This is a genomic window from Vibrio ponticus, assembly GCF_009938225.1.
GTDB classification, from domain to species: domain Bacteria; phylum Pseudomonadota; class Gammaproteobacteria; order Enterobacterales; family Vibrionaceae; genus Vibrio; species Vibrio ponticus.
This window is the reverse complement of the sequence record NZ_AP019657.1, coordinates 1,101,377-1,122,855: the sequence shown is the minus strand read 5'-3', so window position 1 is coordinate 1,122,855 and position 21,479 is coordinate 1,101,377. Positions and strand designations below refer to the sequence as shown.

The window sequence follows — 21,479 nt, the reverse complement described above, 5'->3', positions numbered from 1 at the left end:
GCAAACTGAATAAACCTTATTTTATTCGGAATAATTTTCGTAGGAACAGATAGTGACAGAGCACTCTTCCACCCAAGGCGTAACAGCAACAAAGCCTTCGTTGAAAAAGCGAATCCGCTTAAACAAGTTAGATATCGGTTTGATTATCGTGTCTATCGCCTTTGGCGCTTGGCTCTATTACCGCTCGTCGGTTGGAGTTAATTATATCTGGCATTGGCAAGAGGCTCTTTCACTACTTTTTACCCCGCGTGCTGACGGCAGTCTGCCTTATTTCTTTCAAGGCTTTATTGCTACCATCCGTTTAAGTATTTGGGGGCTTATCTTTGCCTTGGTGGTTGGAACTCTTTTAGGGCTCGCCAAATTCTCCACGTCATCTTGGCTAAACAAACCTGCCAATGCGTTCATCCAACTAGTGCGTAACATTCCACCTTTGGTGTTCGTGTTTATTTTCTATTTCTTTATCTCCAATCAGCTAATTCCATTACTTGGCTTGGAAGATCTTCTGCGTAATTACCCTAGTGAAACCAGCGCAGTTCAGGCATTCTTTTTCGGTCCTGCCAATCTTTGGGAAAACCTACTCTCTGGTGTGCTGTGTGTGGGTTTACTCTCTTCCGCTTATGTTGCCGAAGTCGTCCGTTCTGGCTTAGAAAGCATTGATAAAGGACAGTGGGAAGCGGCAGATTCATTAGGCATGTCAGGTTGGGTCAAGTATCGCTACGTCATTGCACCCCAAGTGTTAAAAGCGATCACACCCGCGCTTGCAGGACAAACAATCTCATTGGTTAAAGACACCTCGATTGTCTCTCTAATTTCGATTCAAGAGATGACTTTTGTTGGCACAGAGATCGCCAACTCATCAGGCTACATTTTCGAAATCTGGCTGATCGTCGGTTTTGCCTACTTTATACTTTGCTTTGGTCTTTCGACTTTTTTCCGTCAATTGGAAAAACGCCATCAATCACGCTGATATTTTCTTATGTAGTGAGAATGACTATTTTGGCGAACAAAAAACGCTCAATTCTTTGATCTATCCCACAGGAAATAATGGTCAAAAATCAAGCAATATCACGACTCTGTTCGTATAATTAAGATGATCTGGAGAAGTGTAGTTGCCAACACCTGCGTCAGATTAAAACCATTACAATGACGCTCAACGTCTAGGGGATTAGCCATGAAACGGGATGTTTATGGTATTTGTTTATCAAAGAATTTGCTGTCTAAAAACCTGTCTAGCACCTTTACCCATGTGCGCGCCTACTCTAAAACTGAAGTAATAGAGGACGCTTGCGTACGACACGCTTTTCCACAAATGTCGGGGAAAGACCTGCTAACATCTGTTCAAACCGACGCGACGCTGTTCTGGCGGGCAGAATTTGTTTGCCAAGCCAATAAATAGCGTCATCTGGTTGATAAAAAAGGAGCTATTCAGCTCCTTTTTCTATTGATATTAGCACTTCGGTTATCCAGCTTGTTGCTCGCTTACCTTACGCAGTTGTGACAAATATTTAATCCAACCTTTCGACTGATTGGTACTCGCGATGTTGTCGGCTTTTTTCGCTTGGATCAGCGCTTGTTCTAATTGGTTCAGCTTGTAGTATGCACGGGTTTTCGCCAATGCCACTTCTTCGCCACGACCTTGCACCTTATCAAGCACCACAAGAGCCTTCTGATATTGACCTTCTTGGACCATAATTTGAGCGACATTCCAGTGATATTTCGCATTGTGCTTGGCAGCGATTTGCCACTGAGTTAGCGCTTTATTCCACTCTCGTGCATGTTGCCAGTAGCTGGCTTGAGTAACAATAAGATCAAGATCGTTACCTGCATCATCAAGTTCACTTATCTCAATTGCCGCACGCTCTGGAATACCACGTTGGGCATAAAGCTGAGCTAAAAGCTTACGATCTTGCTGTGATAAAGCTAAACCTTGCTGCTTTGCTAACGCTAACGTGCCTAATGCACCCTTGTTGTCGTTAACCTGCATCTGTAAACTCACCAATTGACGCCACCAGTTGATCTTATCCGGTTGCAGGACAATAAGACGCTCTAGCGTCGGTATCGCATCTTTCCAACGTTTGAGTTGCAACTGCGCACCCAATTTAAGCGAGAGCGGTTGAAGCTCATCTTTGCTTTGAAAACGGCGGTATTTATCGACCGCTGGGATCACCTTCGTCCACTCACTCACTTGGTAGTGCGCTTGAGCAATACGTAGCCAAAGCTCATCCGCTTTCTGCTTGGCTGGTACTTGCTGAGTCAAATGATAATAATGTGGTAGAGACTTTTTGAACTGCTGATCACTTAACAGTAAATCCGCCAACATTTTCTGCGTTGTCCAAGCCTGCTCATCTTGTAATTGCTTTGAATCAACCGCGAACTGAAGCTGCTTAATTGCATTTTTTGCTTGCCCATCTTGCCAATAAAAAACGCCCAGCATGCGCGCAACAAAAGCTTGGTCATAAGCTCGTGAAGTATCAATCGCTTTCAGTGCCGTAATCGCTTGTTTGAATTGCTCGTCTTGAGCCATTTCATTAGCTTTTTGTACACGCACAGCGGTGTACTGACTTAACTCTGCCGCAACAGAGCTAAAAGCACTCAAGCTGAGTAAACTGATCAAGAGTGTACGTTTAATCATTTTGCTAACTTAAACTCCAATCTAACCGTTTGACCAAATTGCGATAGCGCGCTGCCATCTTCCACTTTCGGTTGATATTTCCATTTACGCAAAGCACGTACGGCTTCTTTTTCAAACATACGACGTGGGTTTGCATCAACCACTTCAATATCGGTTGGGCGACCGGTTGGATCAATCGTAAATTTCAGTACCACAAAACCTTCGGCACCGCGGCGCAGTGCTTTTGCTGGGTAACGTGGCTCAACACGGTAAAGTGGCATTGCTTGCTGGTTAACACCAAAATCGCCAAACGTTGGCGTACTAATCGCCAAGCCATCGATGGCAGTATCGAGCCCTAACGTTGGCTGCATTGCCATTGGTGACACACTAGCCGTTTCAGTACGAGCTTGCGATACTTCCATTTGCTTAGGTACTTCCGGCGGCTTAGGTTGCTCAGGCACACTGCGTTGACGGCGCTGAACTTCCTGTTCAGTTTCCATCATCACCATGTTAAAACTCATCGTTTCACTCGCCTCTGGCGCACGTTGATGACCGTTGTCGACCATCCACGCCATAAAGCTAAACAGTGCCAGAGCAATGGCGCCTGCAATCGGTATCGAGAATAAGAGACGAATCACTATTTCTTCTCCGCTGCCAGCGCGATGTTTTTCACTCCTGCCCCTTTCGCGGCATCCATTACTTTGACAACCGTACCACTGTAAGCATGCTCATCCGCTTGAATAACAAGCGACGCATCAGGCTTATCCAATAATAAATGCTCGAGTGTCGCTTCCACTCGCTCGACATCAACCACACGTTTATCAATGTAGATATCGTTCGCCGAGGTAATCGCAACAAAGATGCCCGCATCTTTCTGGCTCACCACGTTTGACGCTTGTGGACGGTTCACTTCAACACCAGACTCACGTACAAATGAGCTGGTTACGATAAAGAAGATCAGCATGATAAATACAATATCAAGCATCGAAGTAAGGTCGATCTGCGCCTCTTCTTGTTTATGTTGGCGTCTACCGAGTCTCATCGCTGACTCCTTAAAGATTTTTCTAGTTTAATTTCTCGAAGTTGACATGCTTTTGCTAATCGAGCGTGAACAAACATGCCAGCCAATGCGGCAACCATACCCGCCATAGTCGGCAGTGTGGCAAGTGAAATACCTGAAGCCATCAATTTAGGGTTACTGCTGCCTTGGTTTGCCATGACATCAAACACTGAAATCATGCCAGTCACCGTACCCAGTAACCCAAGCATTGGGCAGATAGCCACAAGCACTTTGATCATATTTAGGTTTTGGTTGAGTGCCATATGCGCTTGAGCGATCCAACTGTCGCGAATCGACAAGGCATACCAAGAGTGTTGCTCTGCTCTGGCATGCCACTGAGTGATCCATTCAGAGCGCATCTTTGGATATTGGAAGTAAAGAAAAATCACGCGCTCTACCACCAACATCCAACTCACTAACACCACTGCACCTAACCACCAAAGTACCTGACCGCCCTGCTCCATAAAGCTTTGCAGCGAAAGCAGCCAGTCACTCGACTGTAGGCTGCTTGGTAACCATGATAAGGAAAACAGTGAAGACATTAGGCAGCGCTCTCCACTGCATGAGGTTTTTCACTCTTAACCAATGTCGCTTTTTCAGCTTGCTCAGCCACTAAACCAATCCCTTGTTTCTCAAGGATGTTGCGAATACTTTCGGCTTGCGAACTCAATACATTGTGCGCAAGTAGCAGCGGCATTGCCGCGACAAGACCCAATACTGTGGTCACTAGAGCCATTGAAATACCACCCGCCATCACTTTTGGATCGCCGTTACCAAACTGAGTGATCACTTGGAATGTTTCAATCATACCCGTTACGGTACCCAGTAGACCCAACATTGGCGCCAGCGCCGCCAGCAATTTTAGCATCGACAAGCCGCGCTCTAAGCTCGCTTGTTCGTCAACAACCGCTTCAAGTAGACGCAGTTCTAACGCTTCTACGGTGCGATTTTGCTCTTTACTGTATACCGCTAAAATGCGACCTAATGGGTTATTGCCTGGCTCAGTTGGTTTCTTCAACTGTGCACGAATTTTCTGACGAGCGACAGCGAGACTCACTCCGCGAACCAGCGCGATAATCGCACCAATTGCCAGCAAGCCAAGGATGATATTACCTACCACACCACCTGCTTGTAGGCGATCTTTTAGGCTTGGTGCTAAAGCAAGTTGCTCCAGCATGACACCGCGCGACGGGTCCAGAATCACATTTGTCACTTGCCCTTGCGACACCGTAGACAAAGAAGCCATTGTTGGACCATTCTCAGGCTGTTTAATATACGCAGTGGCTTCGCCGCGAGCACCATTCCAAGCCAAGTAGCCTTGCTCACCAACAAGACCAATCGCACCTAAGCGAAGAGCTTCAACTTGACTCTTTTTACCTTCACCATCGATGAACGCTACTGAGGTTTGCGCAATTTTATCACTCGCGTGGATCTGTTCATCCATCGCCTGCCACAACGCCGTAAGCTGTGGCATTGAAGGCAATGTCGTCGCCGCAATAATCTCATCAATTTGCGCGTTGTATGACTGAGCACCCGCCCCTGTCACTGAATAGTTCAATTCACTTTGTAGCTCTTTAGCATTTTGGCGCACTACACCAAATACTTCACCTAAACTGCCCGTTTCAAGACGAAGCTGCTCTTCTAATCGGGCTAGCGTATCTTCGTTCTGGCTAAATTTCTCAGCCAATTTGTCATTATTTGCTTGTAAGCGATCACGCTTTGCCACCAACTGCGCTTTAAGCTGCTTCAGCTCTTGCTCAGTGGCTTTAAAACCTGACTCGCGCACTTGGTTGTGCTTGGCTTGTTGCTGGTCCTCTTGGCGTGCTTCACCAACAAAATCTGTGCTGGCAAAAGTCGAAAACGAAAGTGTGCTAGCAGCAAGAATCGATGCGATTAATTTCAGTTTCATATTATTTCACCTCCGCGATAAGAGACACCGGCAAGGTGATTAAACTTGGTGCCGTCTGTTTCGCCGCCACACCGTATGCTTTGTCTAACTCAGACTTCATTGCGCTATCGACTTCCACCCAAGCGTTGTCTTGTTTGTCCCAAGACCAAAACTTAGTGCCATTTAGGCTGCGTGCAACTAGAGCAACACGTCCAAGGTGAAGGATATCCGCTTCACGAGCTTCGCCTGCGACTTGGATCTGACCTTGGTAAAGACCTAACTTAGTACCGTAATCCATTTCAATCTGGTAAGCCTCTAGGATACGACGGTATTTTTCCGCATCACTAACATCAGCACGAGTCATGAGCGATTCAAGCTTAGCAATGCGTTCTTGACGTTGTTGTAATTTTATTGGCGCATCTTGCTCTACGATTGTTTTTAGACCCGCAACCATCTGGTACATCAAAGGCACCACACCTTGACGAGTGATCTTGATATCTTGGATTTGACCATCAATGCTGGTCATCTCCTCACTTTGGTTCGCGACCAAAGCCGTTAGGTGCGCCTGATACACTTCCAAGTTTTTGACTTCTTCTTGTAGCTGCTCAATCTCAGCTTGTAGCGACAACGCGGCATCATTACTTTTGTTGATGCGCTGCTGGCTAGACGCCGAAGCGGCATTGGTTTTGTTTTGAATAGATTGAGCAGTATCGAGATTCGATGCTGATGCTGGGCTGATCGCCGCAGCAATAAGAATAGCTAAACTGGTTTTAAGTAGGTTCATAATCGTAGTTAGTTAGATTAACAATCAAAAGCATTCGCTATGATTGAGGTTCCAATAAATCCCAAAATTCTATTTGATAAATATTATCATTCACAATTAACAACGCATATTAGCGAAATTTATTAAATTTGCAAACGACTAAAGGGGGAAGGTCTCCCTTCCCCCTATTATGCGGCGCAGATTAGTATTTTACCTGCAATGTAGCCATGTAGTTGCGACCTTCGCCAATAACTACATTCTCTGCATACACTTTACCGTTCACTTCACTTGTTGAACCACCGCCTGCTAGGTACTCTTTGTCAAACAAGTTTTCGACTGTAAAGCGAGCAACAATATCTAGGTTCTCATCATACTTCAGGTTGTAAGCCAAACCCATATCAACGCGAGCATAACCATCTTTCTTAAATAGGTTTGCTTCATCGCCGTAACGTGAACCTTCGTAAACAAGACCAAGATTCATATCCACGTTTTCAGTCGCTGCATAGCTTGACCAAATACTTGCAGCAAACTCTGGTACATCTGCCGGACGATTACCTGCATAGGTCGCGTGATTAGTAATTTCAGCGTCCAAATACATCGCTGAACCCGTAATGCTTAGTGACTCTGTTACTAGACCTTGCGCAGTTAGCTCTGCACCGCGGTGGTGTTGCTCACCATCTTGTGTGCGCTCGTATACATTCGCAGTATCGGTTTCGACATCTAGGATGATGTTTTCTTGAGTAATGTCGAATAGTGCACCTGATACGAATAGCGAGCCATCCATTAGCTCCCACTTGGTACCCACTTCGTAAGAAATACCCGTTGCTGCATCTAGCAGTTCACCATCGTTAGCGTAAACGGTACGACCAGAAGTCACCATACCTTGCGGCTCAAAACTTTCAGAGTAACTAAAGTACACGCTACCATTATCTGCTGGGTGGTAAATCACGCCAAATTTAGGAGATACATATTCTTCCGCTACACCATTCGCCACTTTACGATCAAAACGCACACCCGCCAGTACTTGCCATTGATCATTCAGCGTGATCATATCTTGTGCATAGAAACCCCATGTTTCGTATTCACTGTACGTGTCTGTTGGCTTCTTAGCCGTATTCCACTCAGGGCTACCTACAGTATCACCCGGTGCTACATCTTGCGCCACTAAGCTGCCTTGGTAACGGTCATAGCGGTAACCTAACCAGTTAGAACCAAACAATAGTTGGTGGTCTGCGCCAAGAAACTCAACATCACCTTTCAGGTCGAAATACGCTGTGCGGAAACCCCATTTATCCGTACGATCTGCACCGCCGTGAGTTACTGTGCCGTCTGATTCTAGTTTGCCGAAATCAGGGAAACTCTCTACGTCGTGACGCTCATAGCTTTGGTAGTTAAAGCCCGTCGTTGTCGACCAGTTGTCTGTTAGATTCGCATTAATGGTGATACCTGTATTTTCTACGGTATTTTCAATGTTAGACCATTGAGCATCCCAGATATGTTCACGGCTGCCGTAGCGCTTGCCATCAATAAATAGCGCACCAGAATCTACGCCACCATCATCGTTAGTGTAATCATGGTATACAGAAACCATCACATCATCGTTGATGTCGTAATCAACAAATAAACCACCCACGAAACGTTCTGTTTGTGGTTTTGAGCCATCACCGTATTCGCGCCAAGAGCTGTAACTCTCTTTTGCCAGTACAGCGCGAGCACGCAGAGTTTCCGCTTCGTTCAACGAACCGCTAACATCAACCACTGTGCGAGTGTGGTCGTTTGAACCTACATCTTGGCTAACGTTAACTTGGGTATCGTAAGTTGGCTTTTTCGAAACCATGTTAACTAGACCACCAGGTGCAGATTTACCAAATAGTAAACCAGAAGGACCTTTTACCACTTCAACACGCTCGAGCAGTTCGATTGGCTGACGGTAGTGAGACCACTGCTGGTGACCATCACGTAGGAAGCCACTTGAACTATCTAGCTCAAAACCACGCAGTGAGAAACGCTCACGGTTACGGTCTGTACCACCAGCACTTACACTCGCATCGTTTTTCAGTACGTCGCCTAGCGTGCTTGCACGTTGTTCATCAATAAGTTGTTCACCAATAACTGCAACTTGCCCAGGAGTTTCAAGCTGGGTTGCTTCCATACGCATTGCCGTTGAGTTGGTATCGGCTTTGTAACCGTACTCGCGACCTTCCACAACCATGTGCTCATCAGTTTGTACACTCTCTGCCATTGCAGGAGCAGCTAATACAGCGCCAATCACAAGCGCTAGCTGGCTCTTAGTAAACATCTTATTCTCCGATTTTTTATTAACAGTCCCACTGCGACTGCTTTTCATTTCGGGGGAGAATATAAGTGATAATTAATATCATTAGCATTGAAATTTACATTCTTTGCATTCGTAACAAATGTAAAAAAGCACGCCATGAGGCGTGCTTGGGAAGAAAAGACGTTCCGTGTCTTCAAAAATGCTGGGACTCTCCTTGCAAATACTTGGCTTTAAAAGCTTTTATTGTGTACTCCCATTTGCGGGTAGTTGACGATTTCTGCCGTGTGATTGGAGCATGCATTGCGTAATCACTCGCTTCATCAATCTATCTCATTAGTTTTTTAGAACTTTAACTGTGTAGCTACCATCGTCTTGTTGGTACACACCGTGAATATCAGTTTCAAAGCCTGGGTAATGGGCACCGATTTCACAAAGCATTTCCAAGAAGTCCAGTACTGGACGAGACTCTTCAGTTACCATTTCACCTGGAAGAACTAGAGGCACACCTGGTGGGTAAGGAAGGATCATATTCGCACTGACGCGATTCACCATCTCTTCCAGTTTAATCTCCTCAACATTGCCTCTTAACTCTTCTTGCCATGCTGCGTGTGGTGTTACTTTCATTTCTGGTAGTACGTCAAACGCTTTGTACATCAGCTCTGGCAAGTTGTATTTTTTGGTCAAGTCGTGGATAGCTTGAGCCAACTCTTGCACGCGCATGTCTTTGTAGAAATGTGGATCTTCTTGGTATAGCGCTGGCAACATATTGCGTACTGACAGGTTCAAATCGAAACCACGTTTGAAGTCTGTTAGTGCACGTAGCAGTTGCATTGCTTTTGATTTATCGATACCGATAGAGAACAAGAACAATAGGTTATATGGACCTGTTTTCTCTACCACAATACCACGTTCATCAAGGAATTTGGCAACAAGTGACGCTGGAATACCTGACTCTTCTAGCTCACCATCTTTACTCATCCCTGGAGTCAGTAGTGTGATTTTGATTGGGTCAAGATACATATGGTTATCATCCATATTCTTGAAGCCATGCCAGTTGTCTTTTGGATCCAGTTTCCAACATTCTGTTGTGTCAATGTTGTCTGGTTGCCATACATCGAAGAACCAGCTGTCACTTTCAGCACCCAGTTGTTTGATCTCTTTACGGAATCGAATTGCGCGGTCAATTGAGTCTTGCATCAATTTACGACCAGTATTGCCTCTCATCATCGCTGCAGCTGTTTCAGTTGAAGCAACAATACCGTATTGAGGAGATGTCGAAGTGTGCATCATGAACGCTTCGTTAAACGACTCTTTGTCAAACTCACCTTTTACGTGAATCATAGAAGCTTGAGAGAAAGCCGCTAGCAATTTATGGGTTGATTGAGTTTCGTAGAACACTTTGCCAGGCATTGCGTCACCACTCATACCACATTTACCTTCGTAAATTGGGTTGAAGTTAGTGTAAGGCACCCATGCACTGTCGAAGTGGATGTGTTTACAATCGAGTGACTCTTTAATGAATTGAGTATTGTAAAGCAAACCATCGTAAGTTGAGTTAGTCACAACCGCGTAGCTTGGCGCTGTTGCACCTGGTGTTTTCGCTACTTTTTCAGCGATCACATCGCGGTTAAATTCACTTTGTGGAATGCCACCTAAAATGCCGTAAGCGTTACGTGTTGGGCGGAAGTAGATTGGCGTTACATCGCTCATCATCATTAAGTGAGTTAATGATTTGTGGCAGTTACGGTCAACCAGTACTGTGCTACCCGCTGGCGCTGAGTACATACCAACGATCTTGTTTGAAGTAGAAGTACCGTTAGTCACAATGTATGAGCTATCAGCATTGAACGTTTTCGCAATAAACTCTTCTGCTTGTTTGTGTGGACCTGAGTGGTCTAGCAGTGAGCCTAGTTCAGGCATTGAGATTGATACGTCCGCTTTGAATGTATTTGGACCGTAGAAATCATAGAAAATACTACCTGCAGGGCTTTTTTGGAATGCGGTACCACCCATGTGACCCGGAGTACAGAACGTGTATTTGCCTTCTTCTACATATTTAAATAGTGCTTTAGTGAACGGAGGCATGATTGCATCTTTATACTCTTCCGTTGCTTGGTTGATTTTCACTGTAATGTCATCAGCCATGCCTAGTGCGTATTCAAAGAAATGAATGTTTAGGCGTAGATCGGTTAGTGAAATATCAAGTGTCGACTGCTCGTTAGCAAATGCGTAAACCGGTAGTTTTTCATTTAAGCCGTTAATTTCACGACATAGGTCTAGCGAGTATTTATCCCAGTCAAATAACACACCACAAATGCGTGGGTTCATTTCGATCATTTTGATCAAGTCTTTATCATCGACTGGGTAAACAACTTCGTAGCCAGCTTTTTCAAGCGCTGCGTGAAGTTGACGTACAGGCTCTTCTTTAAAGAAAACACCCATGTGGTTTAGGATTGCGAATATATTCATTTGGACATCTCCAAGACGAAAAGAGGCGCTCTTTGTCTAGCGAGACAATGAGAAATAAGAGCGCCGTGGAATATTTAAGTTATTTAGTCAGTCAGCAAATATTGGTGCTGAACCGTCAAATTAGTGTGTTGCGACTGGGTCGTTTTTGTGTTGCTCAACGTATTGAGCTAGACCTGCTTTTTTGCTGTAGAACATCAAGATGATTAGCGACATGATGAAGGTTGCTGCAAGCGTGGTGCTCTCAGCACCTGCAAGTGCGACCATACAGAAGACACATGCAATGCCAGAGAAGAACATTACGAAACCATTACGAGTTGTCATGCCTTCGAAGCGAATCAAGTTAATGCTTGAGTAGAAGTAAGGCAGCATAGTAAGTAGTACTGCGTCAGTAGTTAATTGGTTAAATAGGTCTGCTGCGTGCGCTGTTTTAGAGCTAAAGATTGTCAACACAACCATAAGCGCAGTCATTTTTAGCGAAGCTAGGATTAGACCTTTTTTAGGCACACCGTTTTTATCTACTTCACCGTAGATTTTAGGGAAGTTACCATCGTTAGCAGCACGACGACCCGCCTCACCTACCAACATCATCCAAGAACCAAGTGAAGTAAAACATGCTAACGCAGTGAAAGCAGATACGAATGGCGCTGACCAGCTACCAAAGATCTCTGTTGTTGCCAAAGCGAATGGTGCACCAGATGCAGCGACTTCAGACGCTGGGAACATACCACCAATCATTTGAGTCGATGCAATGTAAATCAAACCTGCTAGAGCGGTACCTAGCATAGTTGCTAGTGGTACAGTACGTTTAGGGTTATCAACCATACCTGAAGAAACGGCTGCCGATTCAACACCAACGAAAGACCATAGACAGATCAGTACTGCTGAAATCACTGCGTGGCTGTTGGTACCTGCTGATACGTTCCAGTTTTGTTGGTAAATCGCTGGGTCAAAGTGCGTCCAGCCGAATACTGCTGTGCCTACTACAGGGATAAGAATGAGCACCAAACCCAATGTACATAGTCGGCTTACCCAGCTACCGCCAAGCAAGTTAACCAATGTAAATAGCCATACCGCTGCAATTGTTGCGATACCCGCTGGAATTGGGTCGTTTAATACTGGGAAGAAGACCGATAAGTAGGAAACGCCGGTAATTGCGATTGCTAAGTTACCAATCCAGTTTGCGTGGTAATAAAGCACACCGGTTTGGAAACCGAATACAGGGGAAACCTCACCTGCATAAGCAATAGGACCACCCTCTTGTGGGTTTTTAGTTGCTAATCTAGCGAATACGAATGCAAGGCTAAGCGCACCAACAAGACAAATAAGCCAACTAAAGATTGAGATAGAACCCACGCTGGCAAGACTAGAAGGAAGTAAGGCAATACCACTGCCCATCATGTTACCGGCTACTACACCTGTACAGGCGATTAAACCAATTTTCTTTGTATTAGATGACATAACGTCTCCAAGTTTTTCTGCGAGCACATACGCTCAATTTGCTTACTTAGCGAGATGTCATCAGAAACTTATCTGCCTACCTCGCTAGATTTGCGATGCAGATTACGCCCAAAGTTGGAGAAAGAAATAATGATGAGATTATTAATAAAATGATGAGTTAATCATCATAATCCTGATATAAACTTGATTGTAATTTCAATATAAACCAAACAATAACAACCACTTAGACTAACATCAAAAACGCTATTTTATTTTTCCTAAAAACATAAACTTTATATAAACCCGTCATTCGTCACCCTACCCTTATACCAACACGCATTTATGACTATTCCACCCTATACCCAAGTGACTTCAAGATGCAGGATTCAGAGCGTTGTTATTGATTCGGTGAAAGTTTTTCCTAAACCAGACCCACAATCGTCACTATTTCTCGCGACTTTAGTCACTTAATTTGTCTCTTTAGCCGAACATCGCGATTGATTGGATACCAATATAAAACATATCAGCCAAAATGGGGCTCACCTGCTAAGTATCCGTTGCCAAATAGATGGGGAGAGAAACACAAGGATGCGGTCTTTGCCTGGATGAAGCTTCGCTGCAAGCGTAATTTAACGCTTGGTACACGCTTATAAATACTTTTCTAACGAGCTGATTTTGATTCAGCAAGTCTGTAGTACAACGCGAGTCACCACGGTTTAGTTTACCGTCACTCAAATACCACTGGGAATGAACGAGCACCAATCAGAACAAGATGAGCTAAATTGCAGGAATAAAAAACCCTCGCCTAAGCGAGGGTCGAAATACAATGGCGATTGATTATTAAAGCAAATGAACAACCGATGGATGAACAGAGCGATACAAAGAGTGATCGAGCGACTTAAGATTGGTGTAAAACAGCAAGTTTTCACACAACATATAAGTCTCCATCGACGTATCGATATAGAAAGCCTCGCTATATGCCTCGCTTGCCCTGTCTAAATCTCCCGTCAATTCGGAATATTTACCCAGTAATACGTACGCCATGGCGGAATCTCGCATCTCCATCGCTTGAGTGAGATGACGATGCGCCTTATCTAAGTTGTTGTTGAGCATTTCATACAACGCCAACGCTTCGTAGATTCTCGGCTGAACAGGCTCTACAGCATCAACCAAACTTTCATTTAACTCTTCAATTAGATTGCTCATACGCGAATAATCTATTTGGAAGGTAGGTTCGAGTGACTTTTGTGCGTAATAAGCGATCAACAACTCCGCTTGAACGTAGTTGTTTTGCGGTTCAATTTTCAATGTTTCCTCAAGCAGCGCCACACCATGTTGGAATTTATCTAACTCAGAAACATTTAAATAGTGATTAGCTTCGATTAACAACTTCAACGCTTCTGAACTGTTGGGTAAACCCGCGATGAGGAGTTGGGATTTTTTCTCTGCGTCCGGCACTTTTAATGCGGTCATCAAGTCAATCGACACTTGGCGTAACACCGCTTTAAGATGTGGCTGACTTAACGGATACTGGCGACTAAACAGTACTTTCTCCGAAGTATTGTTGATGTACTCCACTTCCAAAAATTGATTGCCGGATTCATTTGCAACCCGCACCGTAATCGTCTTTCCGGGTAGATTCCCTGAGGTAAACTTCACTCGGTCTAATTTGACTCGATAAGGCGTGACCTGAGTGATGTCGGACATCAGTTTTTGCACAATACCGTCCGCTAACTCTACGCTTTGTGTATCTTGATTAAACTCATCAACGAACTTGAATTCAACCAGATGGGAGTCAATCACTTGTGTGATTCGTACATTGCTCTGTTGATAGGTAAAAACGGCAACCGCAGCAATAAGCAAGCTGACCCAAAGTGCATTCAAACAGTTATGCTTAAAGCGCTTATTGAGTTTGCTCGATGGCTGATTGGCTTGGGCGATTTTATTCTGGCACACAGCGCGTGTCAGTGGCGCCGCAGGAAATGCCATTGCCTGCTCAGATTCTGACTCTGCTTCTACGTCGTGCGAATCTTGCTGGCGACCACCATTTTGGAGTTCTGCGTGGTGATGATTCGGCGATGAATGAATTGCGTGATGTGGCGTAGCGTGATGGTGAAACTCCTCACTTGGCACGGATTCGACTTGCGCCACCAGTTTATACCCGCGCTTGGGTACGGTGACAACATAGTGAGTCTGCTCTTCTCTTCCATCTTTTAATAGCTTGCGCAACTCAAAAATAGATTGAGTCACGACTTGGTCGGTAACGATCGCACCATCCCAAACATGCTCGATAAGCTCTTCACGACAAAAAACTTCTCCTGCATGTTCGGCTAAAAAATGCAGCAAATTTACTAATCTAGGCTCAACCGACACTTCCCTGTCTTGGCGATAAAGCTTATTTTCATCAACGCTTAAAATCCAATCGTCGATTTGAAAATAGATTCCAACCATTCGACACTCTTAATTAGTTGAAACGTCTGTCCCCGCAAATAAGGTGACATCGTTTCTGCCTGTAACCAAAGCGCATGAGTATACGCCTGTATAGCAAAAGCACCTATCAAACCGGCACGACAAAAATGCAAACTAAGTTTATTTATTGATGACATCAACCTTGATAGCTCATGCCTCTGTTTGGCGTTTATCTCTTTTGAGATTTTGTCATATGTGCTGCTAGACCTACTCACTTGTTAAGTAATTTAGTCAGACATTCAAGGTGTTAATTATAAATATTGATAACCTTTATTCTTTTATGTTTGTTTATAAACGAAATTAATGCCCTGTTTGTGCGGTCATCTATGCGAACTTAATTACAAGGAGAACCGCAATGAACGTTCAAAACGCGAAATTAGCGCAAGGTAACATTGGGTATTACGTTGGTGTCTTTGGGGTTGCACTCGTGTTAGCGTGGATTGGTATCTATAAATTCACGCCTACAGAAGCAAAGCTTATTGAACCTTTGGTCGCCAACCATTTTGCTATGGGATGGTTGTATAACGTGCTGTCCGTACAAACCGTTTCTAACCTCATCGGTGCCACGGAGATTGTTGTCGCTATCGGCTTAATCATCGGCTTTAAATACACACGAGTGGCTTACTATTCAGGGATAGCTGCTGCGATTATCTTTGTGGCAACGCTGAGCTTTCTGCTTACCACCCCAAATACATGGAAAGTCTCTGACGGGATTTTGATCTCAAACTTCTTCTTGGTAAAAGACATCTTGTTTTTGGCGATTGCGATTAGCGTAATTGAGAGAAATAGAGAATTGAGAGCTGAGAACTGAGAACTGAGAACTGAGAACTGAGAACTGAGAGCTGAGATTAGCCAAAGAGCCTTGTCAAATATGACAGGCTCTTTCACTAACACCACACATCAATGTAGAAGCGGCTACCCGTAAACCTTTGAGGTTATAACTTTAAAAAACGCTCTGGGTGCTTAGGATGAATTTGGTTGTAGAAATCGTATATCTCGCGTAGGTCTTTATCTAAGTCGCCACTTGGGTATATCACTTTGCCTATCCCTGCCTCACGCTTTTGATAGTCAAGATAACCGAGCAAGATAGGTACATCCGCTTTTAGTGCCACTTGATAGAAGCCTTTCTTCCAACGTTTTACTGGTGAACGCGTGGCTTCAGGGGTGACTAATACCGTGATCTCATCGGACTCTTCGATAAAACTCACCATCTCATCAACCATACTCGGGCGTTTTTCTCCTGGCTTTTTAGCCGAGCGATCAATGGCAATCGCACCAAGAGGTGACAAGATCAAATTGAAAGGAAACCGCAACCACTCTTTCTTAATCGTGAAGCGAGGGTTATTGATTCCCATATACGAATATGCAGCCATGGAATAAACAAAATCCCAATTACTGGTATGGGGAGCACCTATCATCACACAGCGTTTAATATCGGCTGGCGGATAGGAAACCACTTTCCACTTATTGAGTTTAAAACACGCTTTGAATATCGATTTGAACATCTAATTCATCAACCACTTCATACAACAGGAGTGCGCATAATGCAGGTTTTTGAATTCAGAATCAACTCAGCGTACAAGTGTAAGCTGTAATTTAAATGAAAATTTAGCGGTCAATCCAAAGGAAACAGTAACTCGATATGCAAGCCACCTTCGTTACGGTTGTAAGCATTGACCTTTCCTCCCATCAGGTGCATTGATTCTTTGACAATTGCCAGCCCCAAGCCATACCCTCCGGATTTTTTATCACGAGAAGACTCTAAACGCGTAAATGGTTCAAATACCATCTTGAGTCGGTTTTCTGAAATACCACACCCATTATCTTGAACTGCGAGCGCCATATACGGTTTGTTTGCTTCAACCACGCGATAAAACAGCAAGTCAATCACCGCCTCATCACCTGCATATTTGATTGAGTTTGTGATTAAGTTGCGCACACAACGCACCACCAACCTTTCATCAGCCAGCACCTGTGTGGGTTCATTCGCTGACCAGAAATTCAGGGTTTGATTGCCTTTTAGTTCAAGTCGGCTCTGTTTTACTTGAGAATCGGCATAACTTTCTAAGCTCACAGGCTTTAGATCTAATTCGTAGCGAGCATTTTCGAGTTGGCTAAAAGTAAGGATTTCAGCCACTAGGTTGTCCATCTCTTCAACTTCACGCTCAACACGTTCAACCAACTCCAATCCCTTATCAGAGACCTTGTGCTTAAGAAGATGTAATGCGAGGTTTTGCCTTGCCAACGGCGTGCGCAGCTCGTGAGAGACATCGCGAATTAAACGCTTTTGTTTTTCTGCCAATGAATGAATCTGGCGACTCATTTCATCAAAGTCTCGCGCCAACTCATTAAACTCTTTGGTCGAGGATTGCAGCTCCGACACCACACTGACCTTGAACTCTCCTTGAGCAAGGCGATGACTCGCTTCTCGAAGTCGATTTAGGGGTTGCTGCAGCTTACGAGCCAGAATAAGAGAAAATAGCGTTAATATGGCTAATGCGATAACCACTTTACTTGCATTTAAGTAATTGATGAAGCGGTGTGCAGGGTGCAACTCAGAGGGCAGTTGAATAACTAAAGTGCTTTTATTGGCGAGCGGAATACCGATTAGCGGTTTATTGACGTGTTCACCCATGTTACCACCCAGTTCACGCAAAAATTTTAGCTTAAATTCAAAGTGTGGGTGCATATCCCGATGAGACAAAGGTTTATTGTTCTTATCGAGAACAAACAGATAATAGGGTTGAGCATTCTCCCAATCGGCAAGCTCATCCATATCGCCATCTTCGATCAGCACATTGGCTTGATACGCCAAATCTCGCATCTGCTCTTTCACTGGCTCGGGCAGCACTAACATAGTACGGATCAGGGCCTGCTCGGTCACGGTTTGCAGGAGTAATATACACAGAACAACACCTGACATATAACTAAAAAGCTCAAATGCCAAGCTATGTCTGTAGCGAGCAAACAGCGTCGATATTACCCGCATCAGACTAACAATCTCTTACACTGGCAACAAAACTATACCCTTTGCCACGCACCGTTTTGATATGCTGTTTTGACATGCCCGCCTCAACTAACTTACGGCGTAAATTACTGATATGCATATCTAAGTTACGGTCAAAAGGACTAAGCTCTTTCTTGAGCACTTCAATTTGTAGTTCAGCCTTAGAAATCACAATACCTTCATTGCGTACTAAGTAGTTCAGCAAATCAGCCTCAGTACCGGTAAATGGTAGTCCCGAAATCGCGTCACCAAAGCTATCTCCTACCAACGCGCTATTTTGACGCTGCTTCTCCAGACCAACACGACGGAAGATCGCTTTAATACGAGTCAGCAACTCAGGCACTTTAAATGGCTTGGCAACGTATTGATCCGCCCCTGCTTGATAACCATCGAGCATAGATGTTTCATCATTGAGCGCAGTCAGCATTAAAATCGGTGTAGCAAAGCGCTGGCAAATACGGCGCGCGACTTGTAAACCACTCAGTTTTGGTAGCATCACGTCTAACAATACTAAGTCGACAGAGTTCTTTTCGATATATTGCAGCGCACTTTCACCACAATGCACGCACGTTACGTGGTAACCTTCAACAGTAAGAACTTCTGAGATGAGCTCACACAGCTCTAAATCATCATCAACAACTAGGATCTTAGACATTTTCATTCGCAGCCAACAAAGTAGGCGCTGATTCTAAATCGCAATTATTATCAGTACAAGCAAGAGTGACAAATTACTTAGTAATCAATTTCTGACATCTATTTTTCTGCACAACACGTCAATATAAAACAGACACAAAAATGCCCAGAAATCTCCGGGCATTGATATCATACTTGGGCATCCTACTGAGCCGCTGAACCCTCTTTCGCGTCAAGATCGGGCTCTTTGCTTAGGCGTCTGCGCTGCATCAGCACCACTAGACCAAATAGGAGTAATGCAGGAATCCACATCCATTCTTTCGCAAAACGCTCCACTGGTACGCGTACATCAACAATTTGTTGATCGAACTGCAACCCCGCCGCTTCTGCTGGGCTTGCAAAACCAACCACATCAATTAAAGTCGCTTGACCTTGCTGGTAAGTGGCAATACCTAAAGCATCCAATCTATCCTGCCCGGTTTCACCAGCGGGTACTTCGAACAACACCGAGAAATCACGCATCTTACCGACACTGTCTTCACCACTAATTCGCATGCGTACAACGCTGCCCTCTTCAAGCGTGCTCAGTGTCTGTGCAAGCTCTGCAGGCGAGCTGGATTGATAAGGCTCAACCACTTGGTCAACCCAGTAACCTGGTCTAAACAGCGTAAAAGCGACTAATAACAGCAGCACGCCTTCGTACCATTTATTACGAGTAAGGAACCAACCCTGAGTGGCGGCGGCGAAGATCAACATCGCAATCGTCGATATGACAAAAATAGCGATACCGTGCGCCCAATCCACATCAATCAACAATAAATCGGTGTTAAAGATAAACAAAAATGGCAGTGCAGCGGTACGTAAACTGTAGTAAAACGCGGTTAACCCCGTCTTGATTGGATCACCTTTTGAAACCGCAGCAGCAGCAAATGAAGCCAAGCCAACTGGCGGTGTCACATCAGCCATAATGCCAAAGTAAAACACAAATAGGTGCACCGCGATTAATGGCACGATCAAACCATGCTGCTCACCTAAGGTAACAATTACTGGTGCCAGCAAACTCGAAACCACAATATAGTTGGCGGTGGTAGGCAAACCCATTCCAAGGATAAGGCTAAGCAGCGCCGTCAAAAGCAGCATGAGTACTAGATTGCCCATTGAGAGGATCTCAACCAGATCCGCCAACACCAACCCAACCCCAGTTTGCGATACCGCACCAACGATAATCCCTGCCGTTGCTGTCGCGATGCCGATACCAATCATGTTCCGTGCGCCAGCGACTAAGCCTTCGCGCAGATCCTCCACACCATCTTTGGCGCTGCCGTAATTGTGCTTACCATCTTTGCGCAGCCAATTTAATAGCGGACGCTGGGTGAGGACGATCACCACCAGAATAACCGATCCCCAAAATGCTGATAGCCCAGGAGATAGACGCTCAACCATCAAACACCACACCAATACCACCACAGGTAGCAGGTAATGCAAACCCGATAACAGTACTTGACGGGTATTTGGTAATTGATCCAGCGGCTTGTCGGGATCTTCCTCAGGCAAAGGCTCATTGCTCGCCGCAATTTTGAGTAAACCAAGGTAAGTAAAGGCAAGCAGCAGTCCAACACCTTGCAAGGTGTAATCACCGAGCATTGGTTTTAGCCAACCTAAACCATAATAAACCACCAGCGAAATACCACTGACTAAGGCAACCCCAAAGGCAAAGCCAATTAAACGGGTCAGCCAAGGCTTGGACTTAGCGGTATCAAGCGGCTGCATGCCAAGCTTTAACGCTTCTAAATGCACAATATACAGCAGCGCAATATAAGAGATCGCAGCTGGCAAGAAGGCATGTTTGATGATTTCCACATACGGAATACCGACGTATTCCACCATCAAGAACGCCGCAGCCCCCATCACCGGCGGCATGATTTGCCCGTTAACCGAAGACGCCACCTCAACTGCGCCCGCTTTTTCAGAGCTAAAGCCAACTTTACGCATCATTGGGATGGTGAAAGTGCCTGTCGTCACGACATTGGCAATCGAAGAGCCTGAAATTAAGCCGGTTAAACCCGATGCCACCACCGCGGCTTTCGCTGGACCACCACGCAGGTGTCCCAACATACTAAACGCCAGTTGAATAAAGTAGTGCCCAGCCCCTGCTCTTTCTAGCAACGCGCCAAACAAGACAAACAAGAATACAAAACTGGTTGATACCCCAAGCGCGATACCAAACACACCTTCGGTGGTGATCCATTGGTGATTCGCCAGCGCTTCTAACTGAACACCGCGATGCGATAACAACCCCGGCATCCATGGTCCCGCTAAACTGTATCCGATGAAGACTAACGCGATTAGCGGTAGTGCTGGACCTAACACGCGGCGCGCCGCTTCAAGCAATAATGGCAAACCAATTAACGCTGTAGCAAAGTCGCCAGTGGTCAAGATACCCGGACGAGTAGCTAACTCTTCGTAGAGGACAAATAGATAAAGCGAAGATGCACAGGCAATCAAACCAAACATCAGGTCAGTGACCGGGACACGATCACGTGGGGAACGTTTAAAAGCAGGAAAAACCAAAAACGCCAGAAGCAATGCAAAGCCTAAGTGAATGGCGCGGGTTTCTGTATCATTCATTACACCAAAGCCAATAATAAACGGCAGTGGTGACGCAATCCAAAGTTGAAATAGTGACCAAAACAGCGCGAGTAGCGCGATAGATTTCTCCATCACGCCACCAGGTAAACGAGCGCCAACATCCTGAGCGATCAACTCTTCCGCCGACGTCGGGGCTGCAGTTGCAGACATCGGTTTATCCATAATAAATCTCGTATAAAAAGCTAAGCCTTACCGATAATGGGACCCTAGTAAGG

Annotated in this window: 17 protein-coding genes; 3 read left to right on the top strand and 14 right to left on the bottom strand. The window is 45.0% G+C overall.

Annotation, left to right across the window (positions count from 1 at the left end; translation table 11 throughout):
* Positions 1-112 precede the first annotated feature (112 nt).
* Positions 113-967 carry an amino acid ABC transporter permease gene (locus GZN30_RS04925; protein WP_232060490.1) on the top strand — a complete coding sequence of 285 codons (855 nt, stop codon included), beginning with the start codon at positions 113-115 and terminating at the stop codon, positions 965-967.
* Positions 968-1,171: 204 nt separating this feature from the next.
* Complete coding sequence (locus tag GZN30_RS21365) at positions 1,172-1,396, top strand: hypothetical protein (protein ID WP_075649850.1); 225 nt, start codon at positions 1,172-1,174, stop codon at positions 1,394-1,396.
* A 63-nt stretch (positions 1,397-1,459) separates the two neighbouring features.
* Here the strand turns inward: GZN30_RS21365 and GZN30_RS04920 are convergent, their stop codons facing one another.
* The 10 genes from GZN30_RS04920 to cadC all read right to left on the bottom strand — a co-directional run bounded on the left by GZN30_RS04920 (position 1,460) and on the right by cadC (position 14,957).
* Complete coding sequence (locus GZN30_RS04920; RefSeq protein WP_075649851.1) at positions 1,460-2,632, bottom strand: tetratricopeptide repeat protein; 1,173 nt, start codon at positions 2,630-2,632, stop codon at positions 1,460-1,462.
* Positions 2,629-3,249: an energy transducer TonB gene (locus GZN30_RS04915; protein ID WP_075649852.1), complete on the bottom strand. Its 621-nt coding sequence runs from the start codon at positions 3,247-3,249 to the stop codon at positions 2,629-2,631. Before GZN30_RS04915 ends, GZN30_RS04920 begins: the two co-directional genes overlap by 4 nt.
* Positions 3,249-3,653, bottom strand: a complete 405-nt coding sequence (locus GZN30_RS04910; protein ID WP_075649853.1) for an ExbD/TolR family protein — start codon at positions 3,651-3,653, stop codon at positions 3,249-3,251. Before GZN30_RS04910 ends, GZN30_RS04915 begins: the two co-directional genes overlap by 1 nt.
* The gene (locus GZN30_RS04905) at positions 3,650-4,213 is read right to left on the bottom strand and encodes a MotA/TolQ/ExbB proton channel family protein (RefSeq protein WP_075649854.1); all 564 of its coding nucleotides are present in this window, start codon (positions 4,211-4,213) and stop codon (positions 3,650-3,652) included. The genes GZN30_RS04910 and GZN30_RS04905 overlap by 4 nt, the downstream gene beginning before the upstream one ends.
* Positions 4,213-5,580: a MotA/TolQ/ExbB proton channel family protein gene (locus GZN30_RS04900; RefSeq protein WP_075649855.1), complete on the bottom strand. Its 1,368-nt coding sequence runs from the start codon at positions 5,578-5,580 to the stop codon at positions 4,213-4,215. Before GZN30_RS04900 ends, GZN30_RS04905 begins: the two co-directional genes overlap by 1 nt.
* Position 5,581: 1 nt before the next feature.
* Positions 5,582-6,343 (bottom strand): DUF3450 domain-containing protein, encoded by a 762-nt coding sequence (locus GZN30_RS04895; protein ID WP_075649856.1) that lies wholly within the window; start codon positions 6,341-6,343, stop codon positions 5,582-5,584.
* A 181-nt stretch (positions 6,344-6,524) separates the two neighbouring features.
* Positions 6,525-8,621, bottom strand: a complete 2,097-nt coding sequence (locus GZN30_RS04890) for a TonB-dependent siderophore receptor (RefSeq protein ID WP_075649857.1) — start codon at positions 8,619-8,621, stop codon at positions 6,525-6,527.
* Positions 8,622-8,933: 312 nt separating this feature from the next.
* Entirely contained in the window at positions 8,934-11,069 is a 2,136-nt protein-coding gene (locus GZN30_RS04885) for a lysine decarboxylase CadA (protein ID WP_075649858.1), read from the bottom strand.
* Positions 11,070-11,189: 120 nt separating this feature from the next.
* Complete coding sequence (cadB, locus tag GZN30_RS04880) at positions 11,190-12,527, bottom strand: cadaverine/lysine antiporter (protein WP_075649859.1); 1,338 nt, start codon at positions 12,525-12,527, stop codon at positions 11,190-11,192.
* Positions 12,528-13,346: 819 nt separating this feature from the next.
* Positions 13,347-14,957: a lysine decarboxylation/transport transcriptional activator CadC gene (gene cadC, locus GZN30_RS04875; RefSeq protein ID WP_075649860.1), complete on the bottom strand. Its 1,611-nt coding sequence runs from the start codon at positions 14,955-14,957 to the stop codon at positions 13,347-13,349.
* Between the two features lie 373 nt (positions 14,958-15,330).
* Here cadC and GZN30_RS04870 point away from each other — a divergent pair, with 373 nt between their 5' ends.
* Complete coding sequence (locus GZN30_RS04870) at positions 15,331-15,786, top strand: DUF417 family protein (protein ID WP_075649861.1); 456 nt, start codon at positions 15,331-15,333, stop codon at positions 15,784-15,786.
* Positions 15,787-15,910: 124 nt separating this feature from the next.
* Here the strand turns inward: GZN30_RS04870 and GZN30_RS04865 are convergent, their stop codons facing one another.
* The 4 genes from GZN30_RS04865 to GZN30_RS04850 form a co-directional block, all read right to left on the bottom strand.
* Positions 15,911-16,480: a 1-acyl-sn-glycerol-3-phosphate acyltransferase gene (locus GZN30_RS04865; RefSeq protein WP_075649862.1), complete on the bottom strand. Its 570-nt coding sequence runs from the start codon at positions 16,478-16,480 to the stop codon at positions 15,911-15,913.
* Positions 16,481-16,590: 110 nt separating this feature from the next.
* Positions 16,591-17,898 (bottom strand): histidine kinase sensor domain-containing protein, encoded by a 1,308-nt coding sequence (locus GZN30_RS04860; protein WP_408646778.1) that lies wholly within the window; start codon positions 17,896-17,898, stop codon positions 16,591-16,593.
* 70 nt (positions 17,899-17,968) lie between these two features.
* On the bottom strand, positions 17,969-18,637 hold the full coding sequence (locus GZN30_RS04855; protein WP_075649864.1) for a response regulator transcription factor: 669 nt from the start codon (positions 18,635-18,637) through the stop codon (positions 17,969-17,971).
* 182 nt (positions 18,638-18,819) lie between these two features.
* Positions 18,820-21,414: a TRAP transporter permease gene (locus GZN30_RS04850; protein WP_408646832.1), complete on the bottom strand. Its 2,595-nt coding sequence runs from the start codon at positions 21,412-21,414 to the stop codon at positions 18,820-18,822.
* Between the last annotated feature and the right edge of the window lie 65 nt (positions 21,415-21,479).

Bases quoted from the DNA above. Each gene is read 5' to 3' on its own strand.
- GZN30_RS04855 (WP_075649864.1), bottom strand. From the start codon at position 18,637: ATGTCTAAGATCCTAGTTGTTGATGATGATTTAGAGCTGTGTGAGCTC.
- GZN30_RS04905 (WP_075649854.1), bottom strand. From the start codon at position 4,213: ATGTCTTCACTGTTTTCCTTATCATGGTTACCAAGCAGCCTACAGTCG.
- GZN30_RS04885 (WP_075649858.1), bottom strand. From the start codon at position 11,069: ATGAATATATTCGCAATCCTAAACCACATGGGTGTTTTCTTTAAAGAA.
- GZN30_RS04920 (WP_075649851.1), bottom strand. From the start codon at position 2,632: ATGATTAAACGTACACTCTTGATCAGTTTACTCAGCTTGAGTGCTTTT.
- cadC (WP_075649860.1), bottom strand. From the start codon at position 14,957: ATGGTTGGAATCTATTTTCAAATCGACGATTGGATTTTAAGCGTTGAT.
- GZN30_RS04870 (WP_075649861.1), top strand. From the start codon at position 15,331: ATGAACGTTCAAAACGCGAAATTAGCGCAAGGTAACATTGGGTATTAC.
- GZN30_RS04910 (WP_075649853.1), bottom strand. From the start codon at position 3,653: ATGAGACTCGGTAGACGCCAACATAAACAAGAAGAGGCGCAGATCGAC.
- cadB (WP_075649859.1), bottom strand. From the start codon at position 12,527: ATGTCATCTAATACAAAGAAAATTGGTTTAATCGCCTGTACAGGTGTA.
- GZN30_RS04895 (WP_075649856.1), bottom strand. From the start codon at position 6,343: ATGAACCTACTTAAAACCAGTTTAGCTATTCTTATTGCTGCGGCGATC.
- GZN30_RS04860 (WP_408646778.1), bottom strand. From the start codon at position 17,898: ATGTCAGGTGTTGTTCTGTGTATATTACTCCTGCAAACCGTGACCGAG.
- GZN30_RS04850 (WP_408646832.1), bottom strand. From the start codon at position 21,414: ATGTCTGCAACTGCAGCCCCGACGTCGGCGGAAGAGTTGATCGCTCAG.
- GZN30_RS21365 (WP_075649850.1), top strand. From the start codon at position 1,172: ATGAAACGGGATGTTTATGGTATTTGTTTATCAAAGAATTTGCTGTCT.
- GZN30_RS04890 (WP_075649857.1), bottom strand. From the start codon at position 8,621: ATGTTTACTAAGAGCCAGCTAGCGCTTGTGATTGGCGCTGTATTAGCT.
- GZN30_RS04900 (WP_075649855.1), bottom strand. From the start codon at position 5,580: ATGAAACTGAAATTAATCGCATCGATTCTTGCTGCTAGCACACTTTCG.
- GZN30_RS04865 (WP_075649862.1), bottom strand. From the start codon at position 16,480: ATGTTCAAATCGATATTCAAAGCGTGTTTTAAACTCAATAAGTGGAAA.